This is a genomic window from Limimaricola variabilis, assembly GCF_034371605.1.
Classification (GTDB): Bacteria; Pseudomonadota; Alphaproteobacteria; order Rhodobacterales; family Rhodobacteraceae; genus Limimaricola; species Limimaricola variabilis.
The window spans coordinates 3,103,706-3,127,967 of the sequence record NZ_CP139691.1 but is presented as its reverse complement, the minus strand read 5'-3'; the positions used below and the strand labels follow the sequence as shown (position 1 = coordinate 3,127,967).

Annotated in this window: 23 protein-coding genes and 1 tRNA gene; 12 read left to right on the top strand and 12 right to left on the bottom strand. The window is 67.3% G+C overall.

The genetic code is table 11. The features are described 5' to 3' along the window. Window positions 1-2 precede the first annotated feature (2 nt). From T8T21_RS15570 to proC, 3 genes are read right to left on the bottom strand one after another with little or no spacing between them, the layout of a single operon-like run. Window positions 3-965: a 2-hydroxyacid dehydrogenase gene (locus T8T21_RS15570; RefSeq protein WP_322336261.1), complete on the bottom strand. Its 963-nt coding sequence runs from the start codon at window positions 963-965 to the stop codon at window positions 3-5. Beyond that, a complete protein-coding gene (locus T8T21_RS15565; RefSeq protein ID WP_322336260.1) occupies window positions 962-1,312 on the bottom strand; it encodes a tRNA-binding protein in 351 nt (116 codons plus the stop codon). Before T8T21_RS15565 ends, T8T21_RS15570 begins: the two co-directional genes overlap by 4 nt. Next, window positions 1,305-2,120 (bottom strand): pyrroline-5-carboxylate reductase, encoded by an 816-nt coding sequence (gene proC / locus T8T21_RS15560; RefSeq protein WP_183470899.1) that lies wholly within the window; start codon window positions 2,118-2,120, stop codon window positions 1,305-1,307. The genes T8T21_RS15565 and proC overlap by 8 nt, the downstream gene beginning before the upstream one ends. A gap of 180 nt (window positions 2,121-2,300) precedes the next feature. Here proC and T8T21_RS15555 point away from each other — a divergent pair, with 180 nt between their 5' ends. Continuing rightward, entirely contained in the window at window positions 2,301-2,591 is a 291-nt protein-coding gene (locus T8T21_RS15555; RefSeq protein ID WP_183470901.1) for a hypothetical protein, read from the top strand. A 15-nt stretch (window positions 2,592-2,606) separates the two neighbouring features. Here the strand turns inward: T8T21_RS15555 and irrA are convergent, their stop codons facing one another. Then, a complete protein-coding gene (irrA, locus tag T8T21_RS15550) occupies window positions 2,607-3,032 on the bottom strand; it encodes an iron response transcriptional regulator IrrA (RefSeq protein WP_183470903.1) in 426 nt (141 codons plus the stop codon). Between the two features lie 136 nt (window positions 3,033-3,168). Between irrA and fabA the strand changes: the two genes are divergently transcribed. The 4 genes from fabA (at window position 3,169) to T8T21_RS15530 (ending at window position 6,230) form a co-directional block, all read left to right on the top strand. Continuing rightward, window positions 3,169-3,678 (top strand): bifunctional 3-hydroxydecanoyl-ACP dehydratase/trans-2-decenoyl-ACP isomerase, encoded by a 510-nt coding sequence (gene fabA, locus T8T21_RS15545; protein WP_183470905.1) that lies wholly within the window; start codon window positions 3,169-3,171, stop codon window positions 3,676-3,678. A 21-nt stretch (window positions 3,679-3,699) separates the two neighbouring features. Then, complete coding sequence (fabB, locus tag T8T21_RS15540; RefSeq protein WP_322336259.1) at window positions 3,700-4,929, top strand: beta-ketoacyl-ACP synthase I; 1,230 nt, start codon at window positions 3,700-3,702, stop codon at window positions 4,927-4,929. A gap of 22 nt (window positions 4,930-4,951) precedes the next feature. Next, window positions 4,952-5,737: an enoyl-ACP reductase FabI gene (locus T8T21_RS15535; protein ID WP_183470909.1), complete on the top strand. Its 786-nt coding sequence runs from the start codon at window positions 4,952-4,954 to the stop codon at window positions 5,735-5,737. A 64-nt stretch (window positions 5,738-5,801) separates the two neighbouring features. After that, on the top strand, window positions 5,802-6,230 hold the full coding sequence (locus T8T21_RS15530) for a VOC family protein (protein ID WP_322336258.1): 429 nt from the start codon (window positions 5,802-5,804) through the stop codon (window positions 6,228-6,230). A gap of 84 nt (window positions 6,231-6,314) precedes the next feature. Here T8T21_RS15530 and T8T21_RS15525 read toward each other — a convergent pair whose 3' ends face one another. Further along, window positions 6,315-6,749: an FKBP-type peptidyl-prolyl cis-trans isomerase gene (locus T8T21_RS15525; RefSeq protein WP_322336257.1), complete on the bottom strand. Its 435-nt coding sequence runs from the start codon at window positions 6,747-6,749 to the stop codon at window positions 6,315-6,317. 177 nt (window positions 6,750-6,926) lie between these two features. Here T8T21_RS15525 and T8T21_RS15520 point away from each other — a divergent pair, with 177 nt between their 5' ends. The 4 genes from T8T21_RS15520 to pcaD are packed head-to-tail and all read left to right on the top strand — an operon-like array spanning window position 6,927 to window position 10,223. Continuing rightward, window positions 6,927-7,604: a haloacid dehalogenase type II gene (locus T8T21_RS15520; RefSeq protein WP_322336256.1), complete on the top strand. Its 678-nt coding sequence runs from the start codon at window positions 6,927-6,929 to the stop codon at window positions 7,602-7,604. Continuing rightward, window positions 7,604-8,440 carry an alpha/beta fold hydrolase gene (locus tag T8T21_RS15515; protein ID WP_322336255.1) on the top strand — a complete coding sequence of 279 codons (837 nt, stop codon included), beginning with the start codon at window positions 7,604-7,606 and terminating at the stop codon, window positions 8,438-8,440. Before T8T21_RS15520 ends, T8T21_RS15515 begins: the two co-directional genes overlap by 1 nt. Window positions 8,441-8,442: 2 nt before the next feature. After that, window positions 8,443-9,417, top strand: coding sequence for a threonine ammonia-lyase (locus tag T8T21_RS15510; protein ID WP_322336254.1), 975 nt, complete (start codon window positions 8,443-8,445; stop codon window positions 9,415-9,417). After that, on the top strand, window positions 9,414-10,223 hold the full coding sequence (gene pcaD / locus T8T21_RS15505) for a 3-oxoadipate enol-lactonase (protein WP_322336253.1): 810 nt from the start codon (window positions 9,414-9,416) through the stop codon (window positions 10,221-10,223). Before T8T21_RS15510 ends, pcaD begins: the two co-directional genes overlap by 4 nt. A 4-nt stretch (window positions 10,224-10,227) precedes the next feature. On the opposite strand, the gene T8T21_RS15500 is transcribed toward pcaD, so the two are convergent. Next, window positions 10,228-10,929 (bottom strand): hypothetical protein, encoded by a 702-nt coding sequence (locus T8T21_RS15500; RefSeq protein ID WP_322336252.1) that lies wholly within the window; start codon window positions 10,927-10,929, stop codon window positions 10,228-10,230. Between the two features lie 211 nt (window positions 10,930-11,140). Between T8T21_RS15500 and T8T21_RS15495 the strand changes: the two genes are divergently transcribed. Beyond that, on the top strand, window positions 11,141-11,353 hold the full coding sequence (locus T8T21_RS15495) for a hypothetical protein (protein WP_183471233.1): 213 nt from the start codon (window positions 11,141-11,143) through the stop codon (window positions 11,351-11,353). Window positions 11,354-11,523: 170 nt separating this feature from the next. On the opposite strand, the gene T8T21_RS15490 is transcribed toward T8T21_RS15495, so the two are convergent. The 5 genes from T8T21_RS15490 to T8T21_RS15470 all read right to left on the bottom strand — a co-directional run bounded on the left by T8T21_RS15490 (window position 11,524) and on the right by T8T21_RS15470 (window position 20,887). After that, complete coding sequence (locus T8T21_RS15490; RefSeq protein ID WP_322336251.1) at window positions 11,524-12,831, bottom strand: flagellar hook protein FlgE; 1,308 nt, start codon at window positions 12,829-12,831, stop codon at window positions 11,524-11,526. Between the two features lie 448 nt (window positions 12,832-13,279). Next, the gene (locus tag T8T21_RS15485) at window positions 13,280-17,416 is read right to left on the bottom strand and encodes a Pls/PosA family non-ribosomal peptide synthetase (protein ID WP_322336250.1); all 4,137 of its coding nucleotides are present in this window, start codon (window positions 17,414-17,416) and stop codon (window positions 13,280-13,282) included. Then, complete coding sequence (gene ectB / locus T8T21_RS15480) at window positions 17,406-18,683, bottom strand: diaminobutyrate--2-oxoglutarate transaminase (protein ID WP_322336249.1); 1,278 nt, start codon at window positions 18,681-18,683, stop codon at window positions 17,406-17,408. Before ectB ends, T8T21_RS15485 begins: the two co-directional genes overlap by 11 nt. 567 nt (window positions 18,684-19,250) lie before the next feature. Further along, window positions 19,251-19,327 (bottom strand) — tRNA-Arg (locus tag T8T21_RS15475). Window positions 19,328-19,606: 279 nt separating this feature from the next. Beyond that, the gene (locus T8T21_RS15470) at window positions 19,607-20,887 is read right to left on the bottom strand and encodes an aspartate aminotransferase family protein (protein ID WP_322337505.1); all 1,281 of its coding nucleotides are present in this window, start codon (window positions 20,885-20,887) and stop codon (window positions 19,607-19,609) included. A gap of 326 nt (window positions 20,888-21,213) precedes the next feature. Here T8T21_RS15470 and T8T21_RS15465 point away from each other — a divergent pair, with 326 nt between their 5' ends. After that, the gene (locus T8T21_RS15465) at window positions 21,214-22,032 is read left to right on the top strand and encodes an alpha/beta fold hydrolase (protein WP_322336248.1); all 819 of its coding nucleotides are present in this window, start codon (window positions 21,214-21,216) and stop codon (window positions 22,030-22,032) included. A 138-nt stretch (window positions 22,033-22,170) separates the two neighbouring features. Continuing rightward, window positions 22,171-22,347, top strand: a complete 177-nt coding sequence (locus T8T21_RS15460; protein WP_183470932.1) for a CsbD family protein — start codon at window positions 22,171-22,173, stop codon at window positions 22,345-22,347. Between the two features lie 149 nt (window positions 22,348-22,496). On the opposite strand, the gene T8T21_RS15455 is transcribed toward T8T21_RS15460, so the two are convergent. Next, complete coding sequence (locus tag T8T21_RS15455) at window positions 22,497-24,254, bottom strand: purine-cytosine permease family protein (protein WP_322336247.1); 1,758 nt, start codon at window positions 24,252-24,254, stop codon at window positions 22,497-22,499. Window positions 24,255-24,262 lie beyond the last annotated feature (8 nt).

Genomic DNA, 24,262 nt, shown 5'->3' with positions numbered 1-24,262 from the left:
GCTCAGTTGACCAGGTTGGGCGGCGTCTCGCCCTTGGCCCAGGCGCAGGCATTGTCGAGCGCCATCCGCCCCATCGCCTCGCGCACCTCCAGCGCCGCGGTGCCCAGATGCGGCAGCAGCACGGCGTTGTCGAGCTGGCGCAGCCGCTCGGGGACCTGCGGCTCGTTCTCGTAGACGTCGAGCCCGGCGCCGCCGATCCGGCCCGCCTCCAGCGCCTCGATGAGCGCGGTCTCGTCGACCACGTCTCCGCGCGCGATGTTGATGAGGATCGCCTCTGGCTTCATCGCCGCGATCATCTCGCGGCTGATCAGATGCCGCGTCTCGGGCGTCGCGGGCACGGTGACGACGATGAAGTCGGCGGAAGACATCAGCTCCTCGAGGTCACCCACCTGCATCACCGGCAGCGGCACCGCCTTGGGCGAGCGGTTGTGGTAGAGCACCTGCATCTCGAAGCCCAGCGCGCAGCGCCGCGCCACCGCCTGACCGATCCGCCCCATGCCGACGATCCCCACCGTCTTGCCGGTGACGTGGCGGCCGAGCATCTGGGTCGGCGCCCAGCCGCTCCACTCGCCCCGACGCACCAGCCGCTCGCCCTCGCCCGCGCGCCGCGCGGCGGCCAAGAGCAGCGTCATGCCGATATCGGCAGTGGCGTCGGTCACCGTGTCGGGGGTGTTCGATACCGCGACACCAGCGGCGCGCGCCGCGGTCGCGTCGATATGGTTGTAGCCCACGCCGAAATTGGCGAGCACGCCGCAACGGATCTCTCCCGCCTGCGCGAAGGCCTCGGCGGTGAAGCGGTCGCCCAGCGTGCACAGGATCGCGTCATACGCCCCGAGCGCTTCGGCCGCCTCGGCTTCGGTCAGCCCGCGATCGGCATCCCGAAAGGTGACATCGAATTGCTGCGCGCAGGCGTCGAGCACGGATTGCGGCAGCGGCCGCGTGACGAGCATGGTCTTCTTGGTCATGACAGCCGCCCTCCAAGCGGCACGGGCTGGTCGGGGCCGATCAGCACGATCGCGCCCTCGGCATCGGGCAGGCCGAGCACCAGCACCTCGGATTGAAACTTGCCGATCTGGCGGGGCGGAAAGTTCACCACCGCCAGCACCTGCCGGCCCAGAAGCGCGTCGGGCGCGTAATGTTCGGTGATCTGCGCCGAGGAACGCTTCTCACCGATCCCGGGGCCGAAATCGATCCAGAGCTTGATCGCGGGCTTGCGCGCCTCCGGATAGGGTTCCGCGCGGGTGACCCGCCCCGCGCGGATGTCCACCTTGGCGAAATCGTCGAAGACGATTTCCGGTGCGACCTCAGCCATTCGCCAGCTCGCGCGAGCGGTCGGCGGCGGCCTTGAGCGCGCGGCTCAGCAACACCGGGAAGCCGTCCTTTTCGTTCATCAGCACGTCGAGCGCGGCCTGGGTCGTGCCGTTGGGCGAGGTGACGTTCTCGCGCAGCTTGCCGGGATGCTCGTCCGAACGCTCGGCCAGCGCGCCGGCGCCGCCCACCGTCGCCTTGGCGAGCTGGAGCGCCAGTTCGGGGCTGAGCCCCTGCTCCTCGCCGGCCTTGGCCATGGTCTCGATCAGGTGGAACACATAGGCCGGGCCGGAGCCGGACACGGCGGTGACACCGTCCATCTGGTCCTCGCGCTCGAGCCGGACCACCTGCCCCACCGCCTTCAGCAGCGCCTCTGCGAGGTCGAGCTGGTCGGGCGTGGTATGGGCGTTGCCGATGATCGCGGTGATCCCGCGGCCGATCGCCGAAGGCGTGTTGGGCATGGCGCGCACGATCGGGGTCTTTTCGCCCAGCGACTGCTCGAAGGTGGCGATCGGCGTACCGGCCGCGACCGAGACAAAGAGCGTCGTGCCGTTGCCCTTGGCCTGCATCGAGGGCAGCGCGTCGCCCATCATCTGCGGCTTGACCGCGACCAGCACGATCGCCGGATCCTCGGGCAGTTCCTCGTTGAGCCGGACGCCCAGCCCCTGCAGCCAGTCGGAGGGCTTGGGATCGAGCACGGTCACCGAGGACTTCGGCAGCCCGCCCTCGAGCCAGCCCGCCAGCATCGCCGAGCCCATCTTGCCGCAGCCCAGGAGCACGAGGCCCCGGCGCGCAACGTCATCCATCTGCATGGCGCAACCTCCTTTTTGAATTTCGCGCGAGGCTAGGCGCGCGGGCGCCAAGCTGCAAGCAGATGGCCCGTGGCCACTCCCCGCTGTCCGGAACGACAGACCCGCACCCCGCGCCGTGCTATACTGTCACAGGTGCCCAGCGGCGCCGCATTTTCTCATGCAGTATCAGGAGGAGTCGTCATGCACGCGATGATACGATCCTATTCCGGCGCCGGCGCGACGGAGCTCTTCGATCTTCTGAGCGAGCGAAAGGCCGAGGTCGAGGAGATCCTGCGCGACGTGCCGGGCCTCGTCTCCTACGCGCTCATGCGCACCTCCGATGGCGGCGCTACCATCACGATCTGCCAGGACAGCTCGGGCACGGAGGAAAGCCTGAAGCGGGCGAAGGCATGGCTGCAGGAGAACGCCGCGCATCTCGGCACCCCGCCGCAGGTCCAGGAAGGCCCGGTGGAGTTGCAGTTCAGCGTCTGACCGGCCCAAGCCGCTTCAGCGGCGGCGCAGCCGGATCACCACGTCGACCTTGGCGATTTCCGCACCCTCGGGGGCGGAGGGCAGCCGCGCGATCTCGAGCTGTTCGGCCGGCGCGTCCGAGAGCCGCGCCTCCTCTTCCCAGTAGAAATGCGGGTGGTCGGTCATGTCGGTGTCGAAATAGCTCTTGGAGCCGTCGACGGTGATCTCGCGCATCAGGCCTGCGGCGCAGAACGCGGCCAGCGTGTTGTAGACCGTGGCGAGCGACACCTTGTGCCCGGCCGCCGCCGCCGCCTCGAACAGGCTCTCGGCGGTGACGTGACGGTCCTGTCCGTCGCCGACCAGAAGCGCGGCGAGCGCCAGCCGCTGCCGCGTCGGGCGCAGGCCGGCCGTGGCCAGCCAATCGGCGCCGCGGCGGGCGGAGGAAAGGGATGCTTGCGTCATGACGCAACAGATATGCCCTTCCGCGCGCCCGATTTCAATCTCGGACAGCATGTCGGCGACCCGCGCCGCCCTTGCCCTGCCGCGCGGGCCGGTGCTAGAGGCATGGATCAGACACATCGCAAGACCATGGGGCCACATGTCAGATTATCCGACCCAGTTCGACAAGGAAGCACTGCTCAAGTGCTCGCGCGGCGAGCTGTTCGGCCCGGGCAACGCGCAGCTTCCGGCGCCGCCGATGCTGATGATGGACCGCATCACCGATATCTCCGGGGATGGCGGCGAGCATGGCAAGGGCCATGTCGTGGCCGAGTTCGACATCACCCCCGACCTGTGGTTCTTCGAATGCCACTTCCCGGGCAACCCGATCATGCCCGGCTGCCTTGGCCTCGACGGGCTGTGGCAGCTCACCGGCTTCAACTTGGGCTGGCGCGGCTGGAAAGGCCGCGGCTACGCGCTCGGCGTCGGCGAGGTAAAGCTCACCGGCATGGTGCGTCCGGACCGCAAGAAGCTTACCTATTACGTGGATTTCACCAAGGCGGTGCAGACTCGCCGGCTGACCATGGGCGTCGCCGATGGCCGGGTCGAGGCCGACGGTGAAACCATCTATCTCGTCAAGGACATGAAGGTCGCTCTCTCCGAGAGCTGAACCGTCAAGGAAGGAGGCGCCATGCGTCGCGTCGTCGTCACCGGCCTCGGGGTCGTCTCGCCCATCGGCAACTCGGCCGAGGAAGTGGATGCCGCGCTGCGCGCCGGCCGCTCGGGCATCGAGTTTTCCGAGGAAATGGCCGAATACGGCTTCCGCAGCCGTGTCGCGGGCACGCTCAAGATCGACCTCAAGGAGGAGATCGACAAGCGGACCCTGCGCTTTATGGGTCCGGGTGCGGGCTATGCCTATCTCTCGATGCGCCAGGCCATCGCCGATGCCGGGCTCGAGGAGAGCGACATCTCGAACGAGCGTACTGGCCTGATCGCAGGTTCCGGCGGCCCCTCGACCTCGAACCTCTTTGCCGCGCACCAGACCGTGCTCAAGACCGGCAGCCCCAAGCGCATCGGGCCGCTGATGGTGCCGCGCGGCATGTCTTCGACGGTCTCGGCGAACCTCGCCACGGCCTATGCGATCAAGGGCATCAACTACTCGATCACCTCCGCCTGCTCGACCTCGCTGCACTGCATCGGCGCTGCCGCCGAGCAGATCGCGATGGGCAAGCAGGAAGTGATGTTCGCCGGCGGCGGCGAAGAGCTCGACTGGACGCTGAGCTGCCTGTTCGACGCGATGGGCGCGATGTCGTCGAAGTTCAACGACACCCCGACTAAGGCCTCGCGCGCGTTCGACCGCGACCGCGACGGCTTCGTCATCGCCGGTGGCGGCGGCATGGTGGTGCTCGAGGATCTCGAGCATGCCCGCGCGCGCGGCGCCAAGATCTATGCCGAGGTCACCGGCTTCGCCGCGACCTCCGACGGTCACGACATGGTCGCGCCCTCGGGTGAAGGCGGCGAACGGGCGATGCGGCTGGCGCTCTCCACCCTGCCCGAGGGCCGCAAGGTCGGCTACATCAACGCGCATGGCACCTCGACCCCGGTCGGCGATGTGGGCGAAGTCGAGGCGGTGCGCCGCGTCTTCGGCGAGGGCAACACGCCCCCCATCTCCTCGACCAAGTCGATGACCGGCCACAGCCAGGGCGCGACCGGCGCGCAGGAGGCGATCTACTGCCTCCTGATGCTCAAGGGCGACTACATCGCGCCGTCGATCAACGTCGAGAACCTCGCCGAGGGGATCAACGAGGGCGAGATCGCGACCCAGCTGCGCGAGAATGCCGGGCTCGACACGGTGATGACCAACAGCTTCGGGTTCGGCGGCACCAACGGCTCGATGCTGCTGTCCCGCTACGACGACTGACGATAGAGCGGGAGAGACGCAGATGATGTCGATGGTGGGCAAGCGCGGCCTGGTCATGGGGGTCGCGAACGACCGCTCGATCGCATGGGGCATCGCCCAGGCGCTGCACGGCGCCGGTGCCGAACTGGCCTTCTCCTATCAGGGCGAGACCTTCGGGCGGCGCGTCGCGCCGCTCGTCGCCCAGCTCGGTTCGGATTTCCTGCTCGACGTGGACGTCACCGACGACGCCTCGCTCGACGCGGCCTTCGCGAAGATCGAGGAACGCTGGGGCCGGCTGGATTTCGTGATCCACGCCATCGCCTATTCCAACAAGGACGAGTTGGCCGGGCGCTTCATCAACACCTCGCGTGAGAACTTCCGCAACTCGCTCACCATCTCCTGCTATTCGCTGATCGACATCGCGCGCCGTGCCCATCCGCTGATGAGCGCGGGCGGCTCGATCGTCACCCTGACCTATCAAGGCTCGAACAAGGTGACGCCCTTCTACAACGTAATGGGCGTGGCCAAGGCGGCGCTGGAATCCTCGGTGCGCTACCTCGCCAACGATCTCGGCCCCGAGGGCATCCGCGTCAACGCGGTCTCGCCCGGCCCGATGAAGACCCTGGCGGGGGCAGCCATCGGCGGCGCGCGCAAGACCTTCAAGCACACCGACGCCAACGCGCCGCTGCGCTCCAACGCGACGCTCGAGGCGGTGGGCGGCACCGCGCTCTACCTCTGTTCCGACGCGGCGGCCTGCACGACGGGCGAGATCGTCCATGTCGATGGCGGCTACCACGTGCTGGGCATGCCCCAGAGCGAGAACCTCTGAACGCTTGCGCGGTGGCGCGACCGGTATAGGCTCGCGGCAGGTCACCCCTGTCGCGAGCCTTTCCATGCCACAGATCGTTTACATCAACCTGCCGGTCGAAAGCGGCGCCCGGTCGCGCGCCTTCTACGAGGCGCTGGGCTTCTCGGTCGTGCCGCAATTCACCAATGACCGCTCCATCTGCATCTGCGTCTCTGACGTGATCTACCTGATGCTGCTGGAGCGCGAGGTCTTCGCGGGCTTCGCCCCCGGCCCGGTCGCCGACCCCGCCACCCAGACCGGCGTTCTGGTGGCGCTGTCGCGCGACAGCCGCGAGGCCGTGGACGCCATCGTAGAAGCGGCGGTGGCGCATGGCGGCAGCGATACCGGCAAGACGCAGGAATTCGGCGACTTCATGTATGGCCGGACCTTCCGCGACCCGGACGGCAACGTGTTCGAGCCGGGCTGGATGGACATGGAGAAGATGCAGGCCGCGATGGCCGCCCAAAAGGGCTGAACCCCCCGCAATATTTGGAACCGCATATGAAAAGGCCCCGGCGACGCGCGTCACCGGGGCCCTTCATCGTTCAGATGGCCGGGATCAGGCCGGGTCGACGCCCACGAGCTCGACCTTGAAGGTCAGGTCCTGACCCGCCAGCGGGTGGTTCGCGTCGAGCGTGACCTGCTCTTCGTTTGCCTCGATCACGGTGACCGGCACCACCTGGCCCTGCGGGGTCTGCATCTGCAGACGGGTGCCGGGCTCGGTCGGGATATCGTCCGGGATCGAGTCGCGCGGCACGGCCTGACGGGCGTTCGGGTCGGGCTGGCCATAGGCGTTCTCGCAGGCCACTTCGACGGTCTTGGTCTCGCCGACTTCCATGCCGGGCATGGCGCTGTCGAGGCCGGGAATGATCTGGCCCGAGCCCACCTGGAACTCGAGCGGCTCGCGGCCCTCGCTGGAATCGAAGGTCTGGCCGTCGTTCAGAGTGCCGGTGTAATGGATGCGCACGGTGTCGCCCTGCTTGACTTGCGTCATGAGCCTCTCCTGTTTTCGGTCTGTCGGGGTGAATGTCTGGAGGCCGCCTGCTCGCGGGTGCTCCTCGTCGGTCCCCATCAAGGTAGGAAGTCCGCGCGCGGTTCGCAACCCGATCGCCCCCAGAGGTCTTTCTTCCGGAGGCGGGGCATGTCAGCCTCGCGACCATAGGGGGAACGCATGACCATCAGTACAATCGTCTTCGACGCCTACGGCACGCTTTTCGACGTCAACGGCGCGGCGCGCATCGCGAGCGCCGAGCCCGGCGGCGAGATGCTGGCCCGCTGCTGGGAGCAGCTCGCGCAGGACTGGCGCCTCAAGCAGCTCGAATACACCTGGCTGCGCGCGATCACCGGCAACCATGTCGATTTCGGCCATGTCACGGCCGATGCCCTGACCTGGAGCATGGAGAAGTCCGGAATCGAGAGCCCCGAGCTGCGCGCCCGGCTGCTCGCGCTCTACGACACGCTGCCCGCCTATCCGGAGGTGCGCGAGGTGCTGGCCGATCTCAAGGCCAAGGGGCGCAACGTCGCGATCCTATCGAACGGCACGCCCGAAATGCTGGCGCGCGCGGTGGACTCGGCCGGGATCGGTGACAGCCTCGACGCGGTGCTTTCGGTCGAGGAGGTCGGCGTGTTCAAGCCGGATGCGCGGGTCTACGACCTCGTGCAGAAGCGCTTCGGCGGCACCAAGGACGAGGTGCTCTTCGTCACCTCGAACTTCTGGGACGTGGCCGGGGCGACGGGCTACGGCTTCATCACCGCATGGGTGAACCGGACCGAGCAGCCGCGCGACCGGCTCTGGTCGCGCCCGACCCATGTGCTGCCCGACCTCACCCATATCGCGAACCTCGCCTGATGCCGCGCCACGAGGCCGAGGACGGGGTCGGGCTGCACTACCTCGACGAGGGCGCGGGGCTGCCGGTGCTGTGCCTGCCCGGCCTCACCCGCAACGCCGCCGATTTCGACCATGTCGCGCCGCATCTGGAGGAGGTCCGGCTGATCCGTCCCGACTATCGCGGGCGCGGCAGGTCGGATTGGGCCGCCCCCGCGACCTACACGGTCGCGCAGGAGGCGCGCGACATCCTCGCCCTGATGAACCATCTGGGACTGGAGCGCGCGGCGATCCTCGGCACCTCGCGCGGCGGGCTGATCGCGATGGTGCTGGCCGCGACGGCGCGGCCACGGGTGATCGGCGTGGCGCTCAACGATATCGGGCCGGAGATCGACCCCGCCGGGCTGAAAATCATCGAAGGATATCTCGGCCGCCGTCCGGCACAGCGCACATGGGAGGAGGCCGCGCGTTTCCGCGCCGGCGCCTGGACCGGCTTCGAGGGTGTCCCGCACGCGCGTTGGCTGGCCGAGGTCAGGGGCCAGTACGAGGAAACGCCCGACGGGCTGGAGCTGCGCTACGACCCGCACCTGCGCGACACGGTGCTGGGCGGCGCGGTGCAGCCGGCGCCGGATCTTTGGCCGCTGTTCGACGCGCTGGAGGGGCTGCCGCTGGCGCTGATCCGGGGCGCGAACTCGGATCTCCTGACGGCGGCCACCGCGGACGAGATGCAGCGCCGCAATCCCGCGATGATCTTTGCCGAGGTGCCGGGACGCGGCCATGTCCCCTTCCTTGACGAGCCGGCGGCGCGCGCGGCATTGAACGACTGGCTGGCGCGCTGCCGGTCGGTCCGAGGAGAGTGAAGTTGAGCGATATCGAGATGATCCGCGCCGCGCGCGCGCGCATCGCAGGCAATCTGCGGCGCACGCCGCTCCTGTCGGCGCCCGCCCTCGACGCGATCGCCGGGCGGCGCGTGCTGCTCAAGGCCGAATGCCTGCAGGTGACTGGATCGTTCAAGGCGCGCGGCGGCTGGTCGGCGGTCTCGGCGATCGCGCCTGAGGTCCGCGCGCGCGGCGTCATCGCCTTCTCGTCCGGCAACCATGCGCAGGGCGTGGCCCATGCGGCGCGAGAGCATGGCGTCCCTGCGGTGATCCTGATGCCCAAGGACGCGCCAAAGGCCAAGATCGACGGCACGCGAGCGCTGGGCGCCGAGGTGGTGCTGTTCGACCGCGAGCGCGACGACCGCGATGCCATGGGCGCAGCGCTGGCCGAGGAGCGCGGGTTGACGCTGATCAAGCCCTTCGACGACGCGCTCGTCATCGCAGGACAGGGCACGCTGGGGCTGGAGTTGGCGGAACAGGCGAACGAGCATGGCGTGACCAGCGCCGAGGTGCTGGTCTGCTGCGGTGGTGGCGGGCTGAGCTCCGGCGTGGCGCTGGCGCTCGAAGCCGAGGCGCCGGGCCTGCAGGTGCGGACCTGCGAGCCCGAGGGCTTCGACGACGTGGCGCGCAGCCTCGCAGCGGGCGAAATCCGCCGCAACGACCGCCTGTCGGGCTCGATCTGCGACGCCATCGTGACGCCGCAGCCGGGCAATCTCACCTTTCCGATCCTCCGGCGGCTGTGCGGTCCGGGCCTCGCGGTGAGCGAGGAGGAGGTGCTGCGCGCCATGGCGCTGGCCTTCCGCCATCTGCGGGTGGTGATCGAGCCGGGCGGCGCGGTCTCGCTCGCCGCAGCCCTGTTCCGCCCCGAGGCGCTGACGGGCGACACGGCGATCGCCGTCGCCACGGGCGGCAACGTCGATGCCGCGCTCTACGCCCGCGCGCTGAGCACGCTGGAATGATCGTCACCGCCCGCGACGGCTGCCGCCTCGCCACCCGCATCGAAGGTCCCGAGGACGCGCCCGCTCTGGTGCTGGCGCACGGGCTCGGCATGGACATGACGCTGTGGGACGCGGTGATGCCATTGCTGCCCGGTGACATCCGGGTGCTGCGCTACGACATGCGCGGCCACGGCAATTCCGACGCACCTGCCGCGCCCTACTCGATGGGACAGATGATCTCGGACGCCGAGGCGGTGCTCGAGGCGCATGACCTCACCGACACGGTCTTCGCGGGCCTGTCGCTCGGCGGCATGGTGGCACAAGGGTTGGCGATCAAGCGGCTCGACCTCGTACGCGGGCTGGTGCTGGCGAACACGGCGGCCAAGATCGGCACCCCCAAGCTGTGGGAGGAGCGGATCGCCGCGATCCGCCGCGCCGGCATCGCCGCGCAAGCCGATGCCGTGCTTGACCGCTGGCTGGGTCGCGACGCGCGGCACGGCCCGGTAGCCGCGCGAGCGCGAAGGGTACTGACCGGCACCTCGGTCGAGGGCTATGTCGGTGGATGCGCCGCCGTGTCCGGCACCGATTTCTGGACGCCGACATCAGGGCTGCGGCTGCCCGCCTTGGGCCTCGCCGGGGCCGAGGACCGCTCGACACCGCCCGATCTGATGCGCGAGACGGTCGCTCTCATCCCCGGCGCACGTTTCGAGATCCTGCGCCGGGCGGGGCATCTCGCCCCGGCCGAACGCCCCGATGAGTGGGCTTCGCAGGTGACGTCGTTCCTGCGCGCCATCGGTCATGCGGGCGCGGCCGGGGCCGCGCCCTGAGGGCTCAGATCCCCGAGACCACGTCGAACAGGCTGCGGGTGCCGAAAGTGGTGCCCGACAGCTGACCGAAGCCGATCTCGGCGCCGATCGCGAGATAGGTCTCGTCGCCTCCGAAGGCATCGTCCTCGTCCTTGATCCGGCCCAGCTCGCCCCAGAGCTCGGGACCGCCTTCGATCTGGTAGCCGCCACCCAGCGCGCCGCGCAGCAACTCGCCCTCGCCATCGGCAAAGCCCAGCTCGCCCATGGCGAAGATCGCCGGGGTGAATTCATAGCGGGCGTTCAGCCCGGCCAGGTTGACCCGACCGATCTCGCCGTCGTGGCGCGCGAGGTAGCTCTCGGTCTCGATCCCGAGAAGCCATCCCTTGACCTCGAGGCCGTAGATTTCCGAGTCGCCCTCATCGAAGCCGTCCCGCCCGACGAAGCCGCCCAGTGCCAGCCCGTCGACACCGAGCCAGGGCCCGGACCCGTAGATCGCATGCAGGGTCGCATTGCTGCCATCCGAGCCGAAACCCGAGAAGCCGTAGGAGGCGAGGTCGAGCGCCAGCCCGAAGCCCAGTCCGACGTCGAATTGCAGCCCGCCCGAATAGCTGGTGTGGCCGATCTCGCCCGCCTCGAACAGCGCCGAGGTCTCGACCGCGAGCGTGCCGCCCGCAAAGCCCTGCGCCTGCGCGCCCGTCGCGGCCAGGGCCAGCAGCCCCACCGTCATGCCAATAGATCCGTATGCCCGTGTCATCATCTGCCCGTGTCCCGTTGATTGGTCTTAGTGCCATGGTCCAATTTGCTTCTACACCGGTGTGCGGCACCGCCACAGCCCCTTTCGATTCACGACGCGACCTTGTCGAAACATGTGCGCGCTATAGGTCAGGTATAATGGCGCGGTGATCGCATCGCCGCGTGACAGACCAAAGGACCGTCTGATGAACGCCCTCGAATCCACTTTCGCCAAGCTCGAAGACCGCATGAGCCGTGCGGCCGGTCTTATGCCCGAGCGCCCTGCCCCGGCTCCGGTGCCGGAAACCAAGGGGGACGTCACGACCCGCGCCGCCCGCGCGATCCTCGACGCCGAGAACGAGGCCCGCAACGCCAAGATCGCCGCTCTGCGCGCCGCGCGCCTCGAGCGCGAAGACTGAGCGACCCGCGCAGCACCGTCACGGAAACCGGTGAGCTTCGCCCGTGCCACGCATGCGCAATAGGTACTTTGCCGAAGCCGAGAACCCACAAGGTGGACTGCAAACACAAAGGCCTGCCGGATAGAACCGGCAGGCCTTGTTGTCTTCCGGTCCGGCAACCGGTTTCGCGGTCAGCGCTTCAGTCTGGTCGTCTCATCGAGCATCTCGTCGACGGTGGTCACGATCTTGGCGTTCGAGGAATAGGCCCGCTGGGTGCTGATCAGGTCGGTAAGTTCCTGAGCCACCTCGACGTTCGAACTCTCCAGCGCACCCGCCGTCAACGATCCCGTGGATCCCTCGCCCGCCTGGTTGAGGCTGAACTTGCCCGAGGATCGTGACAACAGGAAGGCGTTGCCGTCGGCCTTGAGCAGGCCGTCGGGGTTGGCCACCTCGGCCAGCGGGATGTTGTAGAGCGGCTTGCGGCTGCCATTGTCGAACACGCCGTAGACGTCGCCGCGCTCGTCGATCTCGGTCCGCACCAGAACCCCGCTCTCGGCACCGTCGGCGGTGATCTTGAGCGGCGAGTAGTCACCCGCGAACTGGGTCATGCCGTCATAGGTCCCGGGCGCGCCGATGTTGATCGCGACATTCTGGGGCACCGCGCCGTTGTCGACCGTCAGGGTCGCCACGCCGGTCGCGGGGTCGAAAGCGAAGTTCGCAGGCGCGGCAGCGGTGGAGGTGGCGTTCGAATAGAGCCGTGGCGCCCCTGCCAGCGGGCCGCTGTCATGGAAATCGACCGTGACGTTGCCGTATTGGGTACCATCGGCGCCGTTGAAGCTGAGGGTCCATTGGTTGTCGACCGCGCCGGGCTGCCAGGAGAACTGCATCCGCTGCGCGGCACCCAACGGGCTATAATACTCCGCCGAACTCAGGAAGGGCTCGCCCGGTGTTGCCAGGCCGGTCTGCTGGGCCGGGATGTTGCCGCTGATCGTCATCGCACCGGTGGGGGAGCCTGTCTGCGACAGGCTGCCGAGGTTGACGGTCTTGAGATCGCCGAACTGGTTGCGGTCGATGTTGCCCAGATTGGCTGTCTGATCGTAGGGGAAGCCTGCGAGGTAGTAGCCCGCGGCGTTGCGCAAATTGCCGTTCTCGTCGGGCAGGAAAGAGCCTGCCCGGGTCAGCATGAAGTTCGCTTCGTTGGTCTCGTTGGGCTGCTTGGAGACCACGAAGAAGCCCGGCCCGCCGATCGCCAGATCGGTCGCCCGCTCAGTGGCGCGCAGCGCGCCCTCGGTCGAGATCTCAGAGCCCTGCACCGCCCGCACGCCCGATGGCGCCACCGTGCCGTTCTGGCTCAGCGTGCTAGTGGTGACCATCTGCACGAAGCTGCGCCGGTAGCCGTCGGTATTGGCGTTGGCGATGTTCTCCGAAATCCGGCCCACCGCCGTCGAATTCGCCCGCAGACCGCTCACACCGGTCTGCATGGCGTAGGAAATGCTCATCGGTCTGCCCTTCCGGTAGCTGCCTGCCCGGCCTCGTTAGCGAAAATCGAAGCACTGTACGAGAGCAGTATAAACCTATTCTAAAGTATTGGCCCTGTGGTGCCCTGTTAAATCACCTAATGTGGCAAGGATGTGGCGGAGTCGTCTTTTCCGCCGCCGATGCGACTACTGTCTGATTTCGCTCAAAAACTTGGGGAATACCCGTCTTGACCTCGCGGCGCCCGGACCGGGTAAAGCCTCTGCGTTGCCGGGCTGCATCAACCCAATGCCGCTGGCTGGTGGCGCCCCTTGCTCAACGGTCTGACTGCATGAAGCCGAGGGCTAGCAGGCAAGGCCAGTCGAGCCCTCTTGGCCTTGTTCTTCGCATGAACGGCGGCACCCCCGGCCATCGCGAGGATCGCATGCCTGCGCCTACGCCTCGACTATCGACCTAGGCGTCGCTGTACCCTCAAGCCGACACGGCATCCGCTGCCACGGAGGAGGCGCCGACGTCCGTGTCCGGGCCACTCATCTCTCGGGTTTCGGCCGAGACTGCGCGCGCCGGGTTTCCGACCCAGCGGGTCCAATCCTCGACCACCTCGCCCTTGATCAGGAAGCCGCCCGCATCGACCAGCCCCCCGGCGCCCACCCGCGTGTCGTAATGCACCCAGGTCCCCGTCCCGATCGTCGCGCCCGCACCGACGAGAACGCTTCCGGATTTGAAGGTGCCGTCCTCGAGGGAGTGGCAGTGCAGGACCGACCCGATGTTGAAGGTCGAATAGTCGCCGATCTCGCAAAGCGACTTCTCCGGGGCGTTCATGCCGTCATCGAGAACCCGCCGCCCCACCCGCATGCCCAGCGCGCGCCACAGCAGGGGCTTGAACGGCGTGCCGTTGAGCGACGCGCTCAGGCCGGAAATGCCGAGCTTCCAGTAGCGCTCATGCCACCAGAAATAGCTATCGTAGATCGAGCAGTAATTGGGTTCGAGCCGCCGTCCGCGGAGCGCTCCCAATTCCCAGGCGATCTGGTAGAGCAGCGTCGCGACGAAGAGGACTGCCATGGTGCAGGCCAGCCCGAGGGGCGACGTCAGGCCCAGATCCACCGTCATCACGTGCCCCAACACCGCGAAAACCATGAACGCGCCCCACCGCGACAGCAGGAAGAGCCCCATTGACTGGATATTGTGCCGGTTCTTGCGGCGCAGCCGTCCGGCCAGCACCGCCGGCGCCTTGTAGCGGTCGAAGCGATGGTCCCGGCGGACCGATCTCGGGATCTCGAAGGCCGGTGAGCCGAGCAGGCCCGTCTCCCGCCGCCAGGGCCCGTGAACCGGGATATGGGTCTTGGTGCCGATCAGCACGTCTCGCCCGGCCCGGGAGCCGGGAAGCACGATGGCGGCGTTGCCGAGGAAGTTCTGCTCGGCGAGGCGGATCCGCCTGAGGCGAAAGCAGCCATTGGCGTATTCGGCATTGGCCAGAACCAGCCCGTCGGAGGCCATCGTCCCGGCACCGACCTCGCAGAGGAACGGCACGTCCTGGCTCTGGCTCATGCCGAAATTGGTGCCGGTGTTGACGACCGTCCCGAACCGGTAGCCAAGCGCCCGAAGCCACGGAACGATGTAGCTGCTGTCCCCGAACAACTCGTTGTAGAACTTGTTGTTGGCCGCCCCGGCGAGGATCCGGAACATCAGGTGATGGATGCCATGAAGCGGGTAGATCCGGTCCTCCTTCAGGAACAGCCATGCCAGCCGGGGCACCAGCAAGGCGCTCAGCGCCGACAGGATCATCCCGACGACGAAGAGCGCCAGCGTGCCGACGAGGATGTAGGGCAGCGCCAGCAGGGTGGACGTCGTATCGGGCAGCGCCACTGGCGTCTCCAGCGCCCCCGACACGAAGGCATAGAGCACCGAGAACAGCGCAAGCCCGATCGGCCCGGCCAAGAAGATCATGGTGGCAACCAGATAGAGGCTGTAGAGCCAGCTCCGCAGCACCGTGCGGTGCCGCGATCTGAACGGACGGAACCCCCGTTCGGCGGGCCTCGCCGGGACGCCAACATAGCTGCCCTCCGGTGGCAGGTCCTGTCCCTCCATCACGGTCGAGACATGGGCGATGTCCGCGCCATTGCCGATCCGGGTATGGATATCGATCACCGCCCCTTCGCCCACATGAACGTCGCGCCCGATATGCACCGGGCCCAGCCGGATGCGCCCGGAGACCGCCTTGTAGCCGGAAAGAAGGACGCCACGATTGATCACCGTACCGGACCCGATGGTGACGAGATCCGCAGGCACGGGCGGCTTGGAGCGGATCAGCGCGCTCCAGGCCACCTGGGCGCCGAGCAGCCGGAGATGGGCATTGTAGAGCGGCGTGCCGGTCATCAGCGCCAGCGGCGAGGCGCGCGACAGGGTGCGAAGCAGCCAGAACCGGAAATAGGTCAGCCCCCATGCCGGGAACTCCGTCGCCCGCCAGCGACCGACGAGGAGCCATTTCGCCGCCACCGGCAGCGCCGAGAACCCGACAAGCAAGGCGAATGAGACTGCGACGGCGCGCCAGTAGATCCCCGCGATGCCAGCCGCCTCGAAGACGTAGGTAAGCCCCGCCAACGCGAGTTCGAGGCCGAGCCAGGTATAGAGCAGGCCAAACGCGACCTGACCGGCACCGGTGCCCCAATAGGCCAGCGCGCCGGCGCGGTGGATATTGTCCTCGCGCCGCTCGATCGGTGCCGGCGCTTGCAGGGATGCAAGCTGGCCCGCCAGTCCCCGGATCGTCGGGTGGCCGTAGACCTCGCGGATCGACAGCGCCGTAACGCCGAGCTCGGCCCGAGCCCGGGCGGCGAACCGCGCCATTAACAGCGAGTTCGCCCCCATGTCGTCGAAGAAATGGTCGGCGACCGACACCTCTTCCAGCCCGAGAACACTGGCGAGGCAACCCGCGAAGGCGAGTTCGAGCTGATTGCCGGGCGCGACGCAGCCGCGGCCGCCGATACGGCGGCTGCGCGGCGGCGGCAGCGCCTTTCGACCCGCCTTGTCGCAGACCAGCATCGGGATCTCTTCGAGCCGTTCGAAGTAGCTCGGGATCATGTAGGCCGGCAGCCTCGTCCGAAGCGCCGCGACGATCTCCTCGACGGCGGTGTCGCCGGTGAAATAGGCCACCAGTTCGTTCATGTCAGGCTCTGGCTTGAAGACCTCGACCACCGCCTGGCGGATCCCTTCGATCTGCATGATCGCCGACTCTATCTCCGCCAGCTCGATCCGGTAGCCACGGATCTTCACCTGGGTATCAATCCGGCCGAGACAGACGAGTTCGCCGGTCTCGTCGACGCAGCCCAGATCCCCGGTTCGGTACAGTCGGCCGAGCGCGGACGAGGACTGTCCGGGCCTTATCGGCACGAAGGCCGCTTGGGTCAGGCCGGGCCGGTTCAGATAGCCGCGCGCGACGCCGATCCCGCCGATCGCGATCTCGCCCGTGCCGCCCCGCTCGACGAAGCTGCCGCTTTCGGTGTCGAGGATGCAGGTCCAGTAGGTCGGCAAAGGCACACCGATGGACACCGGGCGGCCCGGATGCAGCTCGGCCACGGTGGCGGTGACGGTCGCCTCCGTCGGCCCGTAAGCGTTAAGGATCCGCCGCTTCTCACTGTGCCAGCGCGACACGAGATCGGCGGGGCAGCTCTCGCCCGACACGATGAGGAGACGCAATTCGGGCAGTTCTGGCTCCAGCGTCGCCAAGAGCGTCGGCACGCAGCACAGGGCGGTGATGCGCCGCGCGCCGAGGAACGCCTGCAGGTCCTCCCCCACGAGGCTCGCCCCGGCATCATTCGGCACCAGCGTCGCCCCCGCGAGCAGCGGCACCCAGACCTCCTCGACCGAGAAATCGAAAGCGAGGGTGAGCCCCTGATAGACCCGGTCACCCGGCCGATAGCCGTAGATCTCGCCCGCCACGCGGACGAAGTTGACGATCATGGAATGATCGATCGGCACGCCCTTGGGGCGCCCCGTGGTGCCGGATGTGTAGATCACGTAGGCGAGCGCATCGGAGGTAATCGATGGCCGGTCGGGGCGGGCAGTGTCCTGCCGGGCCAGTTCATCGCCGAGCATGTCGATGGCGAAGACGGGACCCCCCGCGGCCTGGGCCAAGCCGGCCCAGGACGCGACCGTCAGAACCGCCTTGATCCCCGCATCCTTGGCGATGAAGGCGATGCGGTCGGCCGGAAACCCGGGGTCGAGCGGCGCGTAGGCCGCACCGATCTTGAGCACCGCCAGCAGCGCGACGTAGCTCTCCACCGAGCGATCGAAGAGCAGGCCCACCACGTAGCCGTCGCCAAGCCCCTGCGACAGCAGGTAACGCGCCAGCCGGTTCGCCAGCCGGTCGAGCGCGCCATAGGTGATGATGCGGCACCGGGTTTCGACCGCGACCGACGCAGGCATGCGGTCGGCCATATGTTCGAACAGGTGGTGCAGACGCTCGCCCCGGCGCCAGCGGGGCCGGTCGTCATGGCCTGAGCGCAGCACGAACCGAGCCTTGCCGGCGGCGGCGGGCGCACCATTGGAGCCCTCGGCAGCCAAGTCCGGCTCAACGCGCAGCCGCGCGACGATGTCGCCATCAGGCGACATTCCGGCAGCTTTGGCCAGAGGTCACGTCGACCGCTTCGGCCAGGATCGCCAGGCCTTCGTCGAGCTGCGCGAGCGGTGTCGTCAGCGGCGCGAAGACCTTCAGCACCTCGTCGCGTGGTCCCGCTTTCTCGATGATGAGACCGCGTTCATAAGCGGCGCCGCAGATCGTCGCCGCCCGCTCCGCGTCGACGCAAAGCAGTCCCTGCATCATGCCGATCCCCTTCTGCCCCGCGAATACGCCGGGGTGATCTTCGGCGATCCCTGCCAGGACTTCATGGACCCGCTTGGCCTTCCTGGCGATCTCGAGTTCGAAGGTGTCGTCGCGCCAGAACAGCTCGAGCGCGGCCCGGGCAGTGACGAAGGCGAGGTTGTTGCCCCGGAAGGTGCCGTTATGCTCGCCCGGCTCCCACTGATCGAGATCCCGTCGGATCAGCACGATCGACATCGGCAGCCCGGAACCGGAGAGGGATTTCGACAGGGTGACGATGTCCGGCACGATGCCGGCCCGCTCGAAGGAGAAGAAGCCGCCGGACCGCCCGCAGCCGGCCTGAATGTCGTCGACGATCAGCAGGACCCCATGGGCGCGGCAGATGCGTGACAGGTTGCGCAGCCAGCTGGCCCGCGCGACGTTGAGCCCCCCTTCGCCCTGGACGCATTCGACGATCACGGCGGCGGGCCGGTCGAAGCCCGATGAGGGATCGCAGAGCAGCGCCTCGAAATAGGCCGTCGTGTCGACATCGGGCCCGAGATACCCGTCATAGGGCAGCAGCGCCCCACCCGGCAGCGGCAGACCCGCCCCCCGCCGGTGAGCGGCATTGCCGGTCGCCGCCAGCGCGCCGAGCGTCATGCCGTGAAACCCGTTGGTGAAGGCGGCGATTGTCGTCCGACCCGTCACCTTCCTTGCGATCTTCATCGCCGCCTCGACGGCGTTGGTGCCGGTCGGGCCGGTGAACTGCACGACATGATCAAGCCCGCAGCGCGACATCGCGGTTTCCGCGAAGGTGGAGAGAAACGCCGCCTTGGCCTCGGTGTGCAGATCGAGGCTCATGGCGATGCCGTCCTTCGAGATGTACTCGACCAACGCGACGGTCAGGGCCGGATGGTTGTGGCCGTAATTCAGCGCCCCGGCCCCCGCCAGGAAGTCCAGGCGGCGCACGCCCTCCACGTCCCAGATTTCGCTGCCACTGGCTTTCGAGAACAGGGCGGGAAACGATCGGCAATAGGAGGCGACCGAAGACTCCATTTCGTTGAAAATCGAGTTCTCCATAACACCTCACAGGATAAAAACGGCACAAGTCATCCGCCCGATTTTCGGCAAGCCGGGGTGCAGGAAAACTCAAACGCATTTCTGCGCTGCCCAGAGGGAATGCCCCGAATGATTATTCGGAGCCGACAAGATCTCAATGATATCAGAAGCTCGTAGCGCCGCAATCAGACGAACTATTTAGCAACCGATCTATTGATCGAAGCCATCAAACGTGCCGCCTGTCCAAAACGGCATTCGGAGATCCATCATCACGTAGATCGAGCGACTGACTGCCCCAATTTTAATCAATTCAGTCGATCTCTTAGACCGCGCGCCGCGAATAGTTTCTCATTTCGTCAGCTTCGAGTTGAATATCGGACGGGAGATATCAGCATTCGAATTCGCCGCCTTTAAGGAATGGTCCGGAAAATTCCCGGCAAGGTCTCGGCCCGGACCACCTCGCAAGACAGCCATCCGAAGAACCCGTCTCTGCGCCGGCGGCGCCAGAAGCGCCCTGCCCTCCGGACATGCCCCTGATCACCGGGAGACCCGGAAGATGCGGCAAGCATTTGAAAGAAAATCGAATTTTGGCGATCCCAGGAGGACTCGAACCCCCAACCTGCTGATTAGAAGTCAGCTGCTCTATCCAGTTGAGCTATGGGACCGCGACGGCCCGGGCCCGATGGAATCGGGCTGGGGCATCGGCCGGGACGATTCGTCCAAGCTTGCGCGAAGATGCAAAAACCGTCCCCCGCCTTCAAGGCGATATTGCCTCCGCCGGGTCCTGTCCAACCTGACGGCAGGTCCTTCCGCGAGGCCAACTTCCCCCAGCGATGCCGTCAGACTGCATCTCGTCCGCCTTTGCCCGCGCGCGCCATCAGCGCCGCGCCTGGACGACACGGCGGTCCGGGCGGGGACCTCGAAACCGCGCCAGCCGCCTCGCTTCAATCGAGCCGGTCGAGGATCTCGGCCAGCCGGTCGAACAGCCCGTCGATCTGCGCCTCGGTGATGATGAAGGGCGGCGACAGCGCGATGATGTCACCCGTCACGCGGATCATCAGCCCCTCCTCCCAGGCCAGCTTCATCGCCTGCCAGCCTCGCGCACCCGGTGCGCCGGGACGGCTTTCCAGCTCGATCGCGCCGACGAGGCCGAGATTTCGGATATCGGCGACATGCGGTCGTCCCCGTAGCTCATGCAGCGCGTTCTCCCATTTCGGCGCCAACGCCTCGACACGGGCGAACATCTCGTTCGCGCGGTAGCTCTCGAGCGTTGCCAGCGCCGCGGCCACCGCCAGCGGATGCGCCGAGTAGGTATAGCCGTGGAACAGCTCGATCGGGGTGTCGGCGCGCTCCATCGCGGAGGCGTAGATATCGCGGCTGACCGCCACAGCGCCCATCGGCACCACGCCGTTGGTCAGCCCCTTGGCGGTCGCGATGATGTCGGGCGTTACGCCGAAATACTCGGCCGCCGTCATCTTGCCCAGACGGCCATAGCCGGTGATCACCTCGTCGAAGATGAGCAGGATGCCGTGCCGGTCGCAGATCTCGCGCAGCCGCGCGAGATATCCCTTCGGCGGCAGCAGCACGCCGGTCGATCCTGCCATCGGCTCGACGATGACGGCAGCGATGGTCGAAGGGTCGTGCAGCGCGCAGAGCCGTTCCAGATCATCGGCCAATTCCACCCCGTGCTCGGGGCAGCCGCGCGAAAAGGCGTTGCGCGCCGGGTCATGGGTGTGCCGCAGGTGGTCGACGCCGTTGAGCAGCGTGCCGAAATGCCGGCGGTTGTTCACGATGCCGCCCACCGAGATGCCGCCGAAGCCGGTGCCGTGGTAGCCCCGTTCGCGGCCGATTAGCCGGGTCCGCGCCCCGTCACCGCGCATGCGATGGTAGTGCAGCGCGATCTTGAGCGCGGTGTCGACCGACTCCGAGCCGGAGTTGGTGTAGAAGACATGGTCGAGCCCCTCGGGGAAAAGGCCCGCGAGCCGGGCCGACAATTCGAAGGCCTGCGGCGTGCCGAAGTTGAAATGCGGGGCATAGTCGAGCGTGGCGACTTGCCGTTGCACTGCCCCGACGATGAGCGGATCGTTATGGCCGGCATTGACGCACCAAAGCCCCGCGGTGGCGTCGAGGATCTGCCGCCCGTCATCGCTGGTGTAATACATGCCGTCGGCCGCCACGATCAGCCGCGGATCGGCGGCAAAGTCGCGGTTCGGCGTGAACGGCATCCAGAAGCTGGAGGCGTCGTTGATCTTGGCGTGTCGGCTCACGGCTGGCCTCCCTCTGGCGATGCTGGGCCCAGTTTGCACCGCGCGCGCCAACGGACAATCCCGCATCTGCGCCCGCGATGCACTTGTGTGGCCGGGCCCGCCGCTGGAATCGTCCTCTCAACATTTCAACCCACGCCCCCGATAATCGACACTGCCCCGTGCATACGGCTTGACCGGAACAGCACGGGACGCGGCCGGTTGATCCATCGGACCGGGGCCGACATCCGGTGGGTCGAGAAGCCCCTCGGCCCCGGCGTTCCGGTCGTGGGAGGGAGGACCACTCGATGACCCGTGGCAACGTGGCCCAGCCGTCGGAGACGAGAAGCTTCGTTACGCCGACGGGCGTCGCCCTCTCCTACGAGCAGGACGGATCAGGCCCGCCGCTCGTTCTGGTTCATGGGTCGTTCAGCGATCATCGCTCGAACTGGTTCCGCACGCGGCCCAAGCTGGCCCGGCACTTTACCGTCTACGCCTTCGCGCGCCGTGGGCGAGGCGACAGCGCGGCGACCGAAGGTCACAGCGTCGAGGACGAGGCCGAGGATGTCGCGGCCCTGATCGACCATATCGGCACACCGGTCCACCTGCTCGGGCATTCCTATGGCGCGCAGGTCGCGCTCGCGGCGGCGGCGCGGCGGCCGCGAGCTGTCGCCAAGCTGATCCTCTACGAGCCACCCCGCCCCGAGGGGCCGCAACCGATCGTGCTCGAGCGGATGCGCAAGGCCGCGGATGGGCAGGATTGGCTCGGCGTGGCGAAGGCCTTCTACGAGGGTGTCTTCGAACTGCCCCGCGACATCATGCAAAGCCTGATGGCCGCCAGCGACTGGAAGGAAGTGGTCGACGACGCCCGCGCGTCGCTGCAGGACGTCATTGCGCTGAGCCGCTATGACTTCGATGCCGACCGCTTTGCGGGGCTCGAGATCCCGGTGCTGCTGTTGACCGGCTCCGAGACCCCGCCCGAGATGTTCGTCACCGACGCGCTGGCCGACGTCCTGCCGGACGTGCGGCGCGCCCAGTTCGAAGGAGAGGGCCACGAGGCGATGAACACCGCGCCGGACAGGTTTCTGGAGGCGGTGGTGGGCTTTCTCGAAAAAGTGGCACGATAGGCCATGCCCGCCTCGGCACGTTCTGGCCGACGGCAGAAGACCCATCGAACGGCGTCCCCCGCTCATGCGTTTATCCCGCAAGCAGGCACGAGGCGCGTCCAGCGCCCGCGCTGCGATCCCGCATCGGAGGAAGACGAGATGAGCGAGCATGATGACAAGGCCAAAGGCGCGATGAACAAGGCCGCCGGCGCCGCCAAGGACAAGCTCGGCGACGCGACCGGCGACAAGGATCTGCAGAACGAAGGCAAGGCCCAGAAGCTCAAGGGTCACGGCCAAGACATGAAGGGCGAGGCCAAGCGCGCCCTCAAGGACTGAGACCACCCCAGATTGGCAAAAGCGAAGGCCGCCCGATGGGCGGCCTTCTCATGTCTGGATTGTCCCGGCAGCGCTTGGAGCTGCCCTCGGGTATCAAGGAGCCCGTCGCGCGGCGGCCGTAAGGGGTCGGGGACCGCGCGATTGCCGCCTCACTCGGCCGGGCACTCCACCGCCGCAGCCATCCTCCGGGGCGCTTTCGACCGTTGCAGATCCCACCAGGCAAAGGCGAAGTAGATCCCGGTGCACCAGATCGTCAGGCTGTAGAAGAGCTCCCGGTTCGCGTAATAGGCATCGAGGTCCGGGCTGTTGAACAGCACCCGCCAGGCCAGCGCCGCGGGGATGAGAAGCCCGACCACGATCCAGACCGCACGGATGAACTTGGTCAGGACGGTGCTGTCCTTGGCCGGCTCGATCGCCTCGCGCGCCGCCAGCTCCTGATGGTGGTCTTTCACCGCCCGATCGAAAGCCGCGAGCCTGTCCTCGGCCTCCGGCCACTCCTTATCCGCCCCGGCGCGCTTGGCCAGCCAGCTGTAGAGCAGGATCGACAGGATCCAGGTCGGCACGAAGAGGTAATAGAAGGGGAAAAGATCGATCAGGTTCAGGCCGAAGCCGAAGACCAGTGCCGCCGCCCAGGTGACGATCGCCGGGACGTTCTGATGCGCCCCGCGCAGCTTGTGCCAATAGGTCTTCATCCCCATCCGCGGGAACAGGTGCTGCTCGGCGAAGACGATGCCGCCGACCGGCACCAGCAGCAGGCCTGCATAGGTCAGGAGCGGCAGGAAGCTGCGATAGATGATCGGGAAGCAGCTGCCCACCACAACGACGGCCCCGACGATCAACGTCACCTTGGTCCGCGAGGTGTTCGGAAACACCGCCTGTGCGGCGAGGCCCGCGCGATAGAGGTTGGAGTTCGCCGTCGTCCAGCCCGCCACGATGACGATGACGAAGCCGCTGGCGCCGAGCGCGAGATAGGCCACGTCGCCCGGCGAGACCACGGCGATCGAGGTCTGCATGAAGGCCGCGGTGGCCGCGCCCATCAGCGCCGCGGAGATCCATGCGACGTAATGGCCGAACATCATGCCGGTCGCGGTGCACAAGCCGTAGCGGGTCTTGCGGGCATAGCGCAGCAGCGCCATGTCGATCAGCCCGAAATGGGCGAAAGTGTTGGCGGCCCACGCAAAACCGATGACCTCCCAGATGCCGATCCCGGGCTCGCCCGCGGCATTGGTGCCGGTGAACACCGTCGCGCCCGCGAGATCCACGAAGGCCCGGAAGCTGTCGAGCGTGGTCTGCCCGGTCAGCGACTCGTTCAGCGCCGGGAGCAGGACCATCCCGCCCGCGGTGAACATCACCATCAGCCAGGGCGCACAGATCGAGGCGAATTCGCTGAGCACGTTGAAGCCGTAATAGGCCACGAGCACGGCGATCACGCTGGCCGAGGCGGCGATCAGCACGAATGCCGGACTTGTCGGATAGGGCATCAGCTGTGGCGGCACCCCGAACAGCACCCGCAACGCGGTGGCCGAGACCGTGATCATCGCTGCCGAGATGACGACGAAGATCAGCACGTTCGCGCCATTGTAGAGCCGCGAGAACAGCTCACCCATGTTCTGTTCGAGATAGGTGTAGAGGCTCAGCCGGGTCTTCACGGCGATCGGCGCGGTGATCAGCCAGAAGCTCAGCACCGCGAGCATGTTGCCGATCAGCAGGCCGATCAGGATGTCGTGGATCGTGGCGCCGAGCGCCACGAAGGCCGCGCCGATCACGAATTCGGTCGCCGCCACATGTTCCGCTGCATAGAGGCCGAGGAAGTGCCCCGGCCCGTGCAGTCGGTGCCGCGGCACCGGTAGCTGTTCGTCGTCCATCCCTGCAATGGCGTGGCGCAGCTCGCCTGTAGTCTCAGCCATGTCACCCG

Excerpts from the sequence above, each read along its gene's own strand:
- T8T21_RS15570 (WP_322336261.1), bottom strand. The coding sequence starts at position 965 with ATGACCAAGAAGACCATGCTCGTCACGCGGCCGCTGCCGCAATCCGTG.
- T8T21_RS15565 (WP_322336260.1), bottom strand. The coding sequence starts at position 1,312 with ATGGCTGAGGTCGCACCGGAAATCGTCTTCGACGATTTCGCCAAGGTG.
- proC (WP_183470899.1), bottom strand. The coding sequence starts at position 2,120 with ATGCAGATGGATGACGTTGCGCGCCGGGGCCTCGTGCTCCTGGGCTGC.
- T8T21_RS15555 (WP_183470901.1), top strand. The coding sequence starts at position 2,301 with ATGCACGCGATGATACGATCCTATTCCGGCGCCGGCGCGACGGAGCTC.
- irrA (WP_183470903.1), bottom strand. The coding sequence starts at position 3,032 with ATGACGCAAGCATCCCTTTCCTCCGCCCGCCGCGGCGCCGATTGGCTG.
- fabA (WP_183470905.1), top strand. The coding sequence starts at position 3,169 with ATGTCAGATTATCCGACCCAGTTCGACAAGGAAGCACTGCTCAAGTGC.
- fabB (WP_322336259.1), top strand. The coding sequence starts at position 3,700 with ATGCGTCGCGTCGTCGTCACCGGCCTCGGGGTCGTCTCGCCCATCGGC.
- T8T21_RS15535 (WP_183470909.1), top strand. The coding sequence starts at position 4,952 with ATGATGTCGATGGTGGGCAAGCGCGGCCTGGTCATGGGGGTCGCGAAC.
- T8T21_RS15530 (WP_322336258.1), top strand. The coding sequence starts at position 5,802 with ATGCCACAGATCGTTTACATCAACCTGCCGGTCGAAAGCGGCGCCCGG.
- T8T21_RS15525 (WP_322336257.1), bottom strand. The coding sequence starts at position 6,749 with ATGACGCAAGTCAAGCAGGGCGACACCGTGCGCATCCATTACACCGGC.
- T8T21_RS15520 (WP_322336256.1), top strand. The coding sequence starts at position 6,927 with ATGACCATCAGTACAATCGTCTTCGACGCCTACGGCACGCTTTTCGAC.
- T8T21_RS15515 (WP_322336255.1), top strand. The coding sequence starts at position 7,604 with ATGCCGCGCCACGAGGCCGAGGACGGGGTCGGGCTGCACTACCTCGAC.
- pcaD (WP_322336253.1), top strand. The coding sequence starts at position 9,414 with ATGATCGTCACCGCCCGCGACGGCTGCCGCCTCGCCACCCGCATCGAA.
- T8T21_RS15500 (WP_322336252.1), bottom strand. The coding sequence starts at position 10,929 with ATGACGGTGGGGCTGCTGGCCCTGGCCGCGACGGGCGCGCAGGCGCAG.
- T8T21_RS15495 (WP_183471233.1), top strand. The coding sequence starts at position 11,141 with ATGAACGCCCTCGAATCCACTTTCGCCAAGCTCGAAGACCGCATGAGC.
- T8T21_RS15490 (WP_322336251.1), bottom strand. The coding sequence starts at position 12,831 with ATGAGCATTTCCTACGCCATGCAGACCGGTGTGAGCGGTCTGCGGGCG.
- T8T21_RS15485 (WP_322336250.1), bottom strand. The coding sequence starts at position 17,416 with ATGTCGCCTGATGGCGACATCGTCGCGCGGCTGCGCGTTGAGCCGGAC.
- ectB (WP_322336249.1), bottom strand. The coding sequence starts at position 18,683 with ATGGAGAACTCGATTTTCAACGAAATGGAGTCTTCGGTCGCCTCCTAT.
- T8T21_RS15470 (WP_322337505.1), bottom strand. The coding sequence starts at position 20,887 with ATGCCGTTCACGCCGAACCGCGACTTTGCCGCCGATCCGCGGCTGATC.
- T8T21_RS15465 (WP_322336248.1), top strand. The coding sequence starts at position 21,214 with ATGACCCGTGGCAACGTGGCCCAGCCGTCGGAGACGAGAAGCTTCGTT.
- T8T21_RS15460 (WP_183470932.1), top strand. The coding sequence starts at position 22,171 with ATGAGCGAGCATGATGACAAGGCCAAAGGCGCGATGAACAAGGCCGCC.
- T8T21_RS15455 (WP_322336247.1), bottom strand. The coding sequence starts at position 24,254 with ATGGCTGAGACTACAGGCGAGCTGCGCCACGCCATTGCAGGGATGGAC.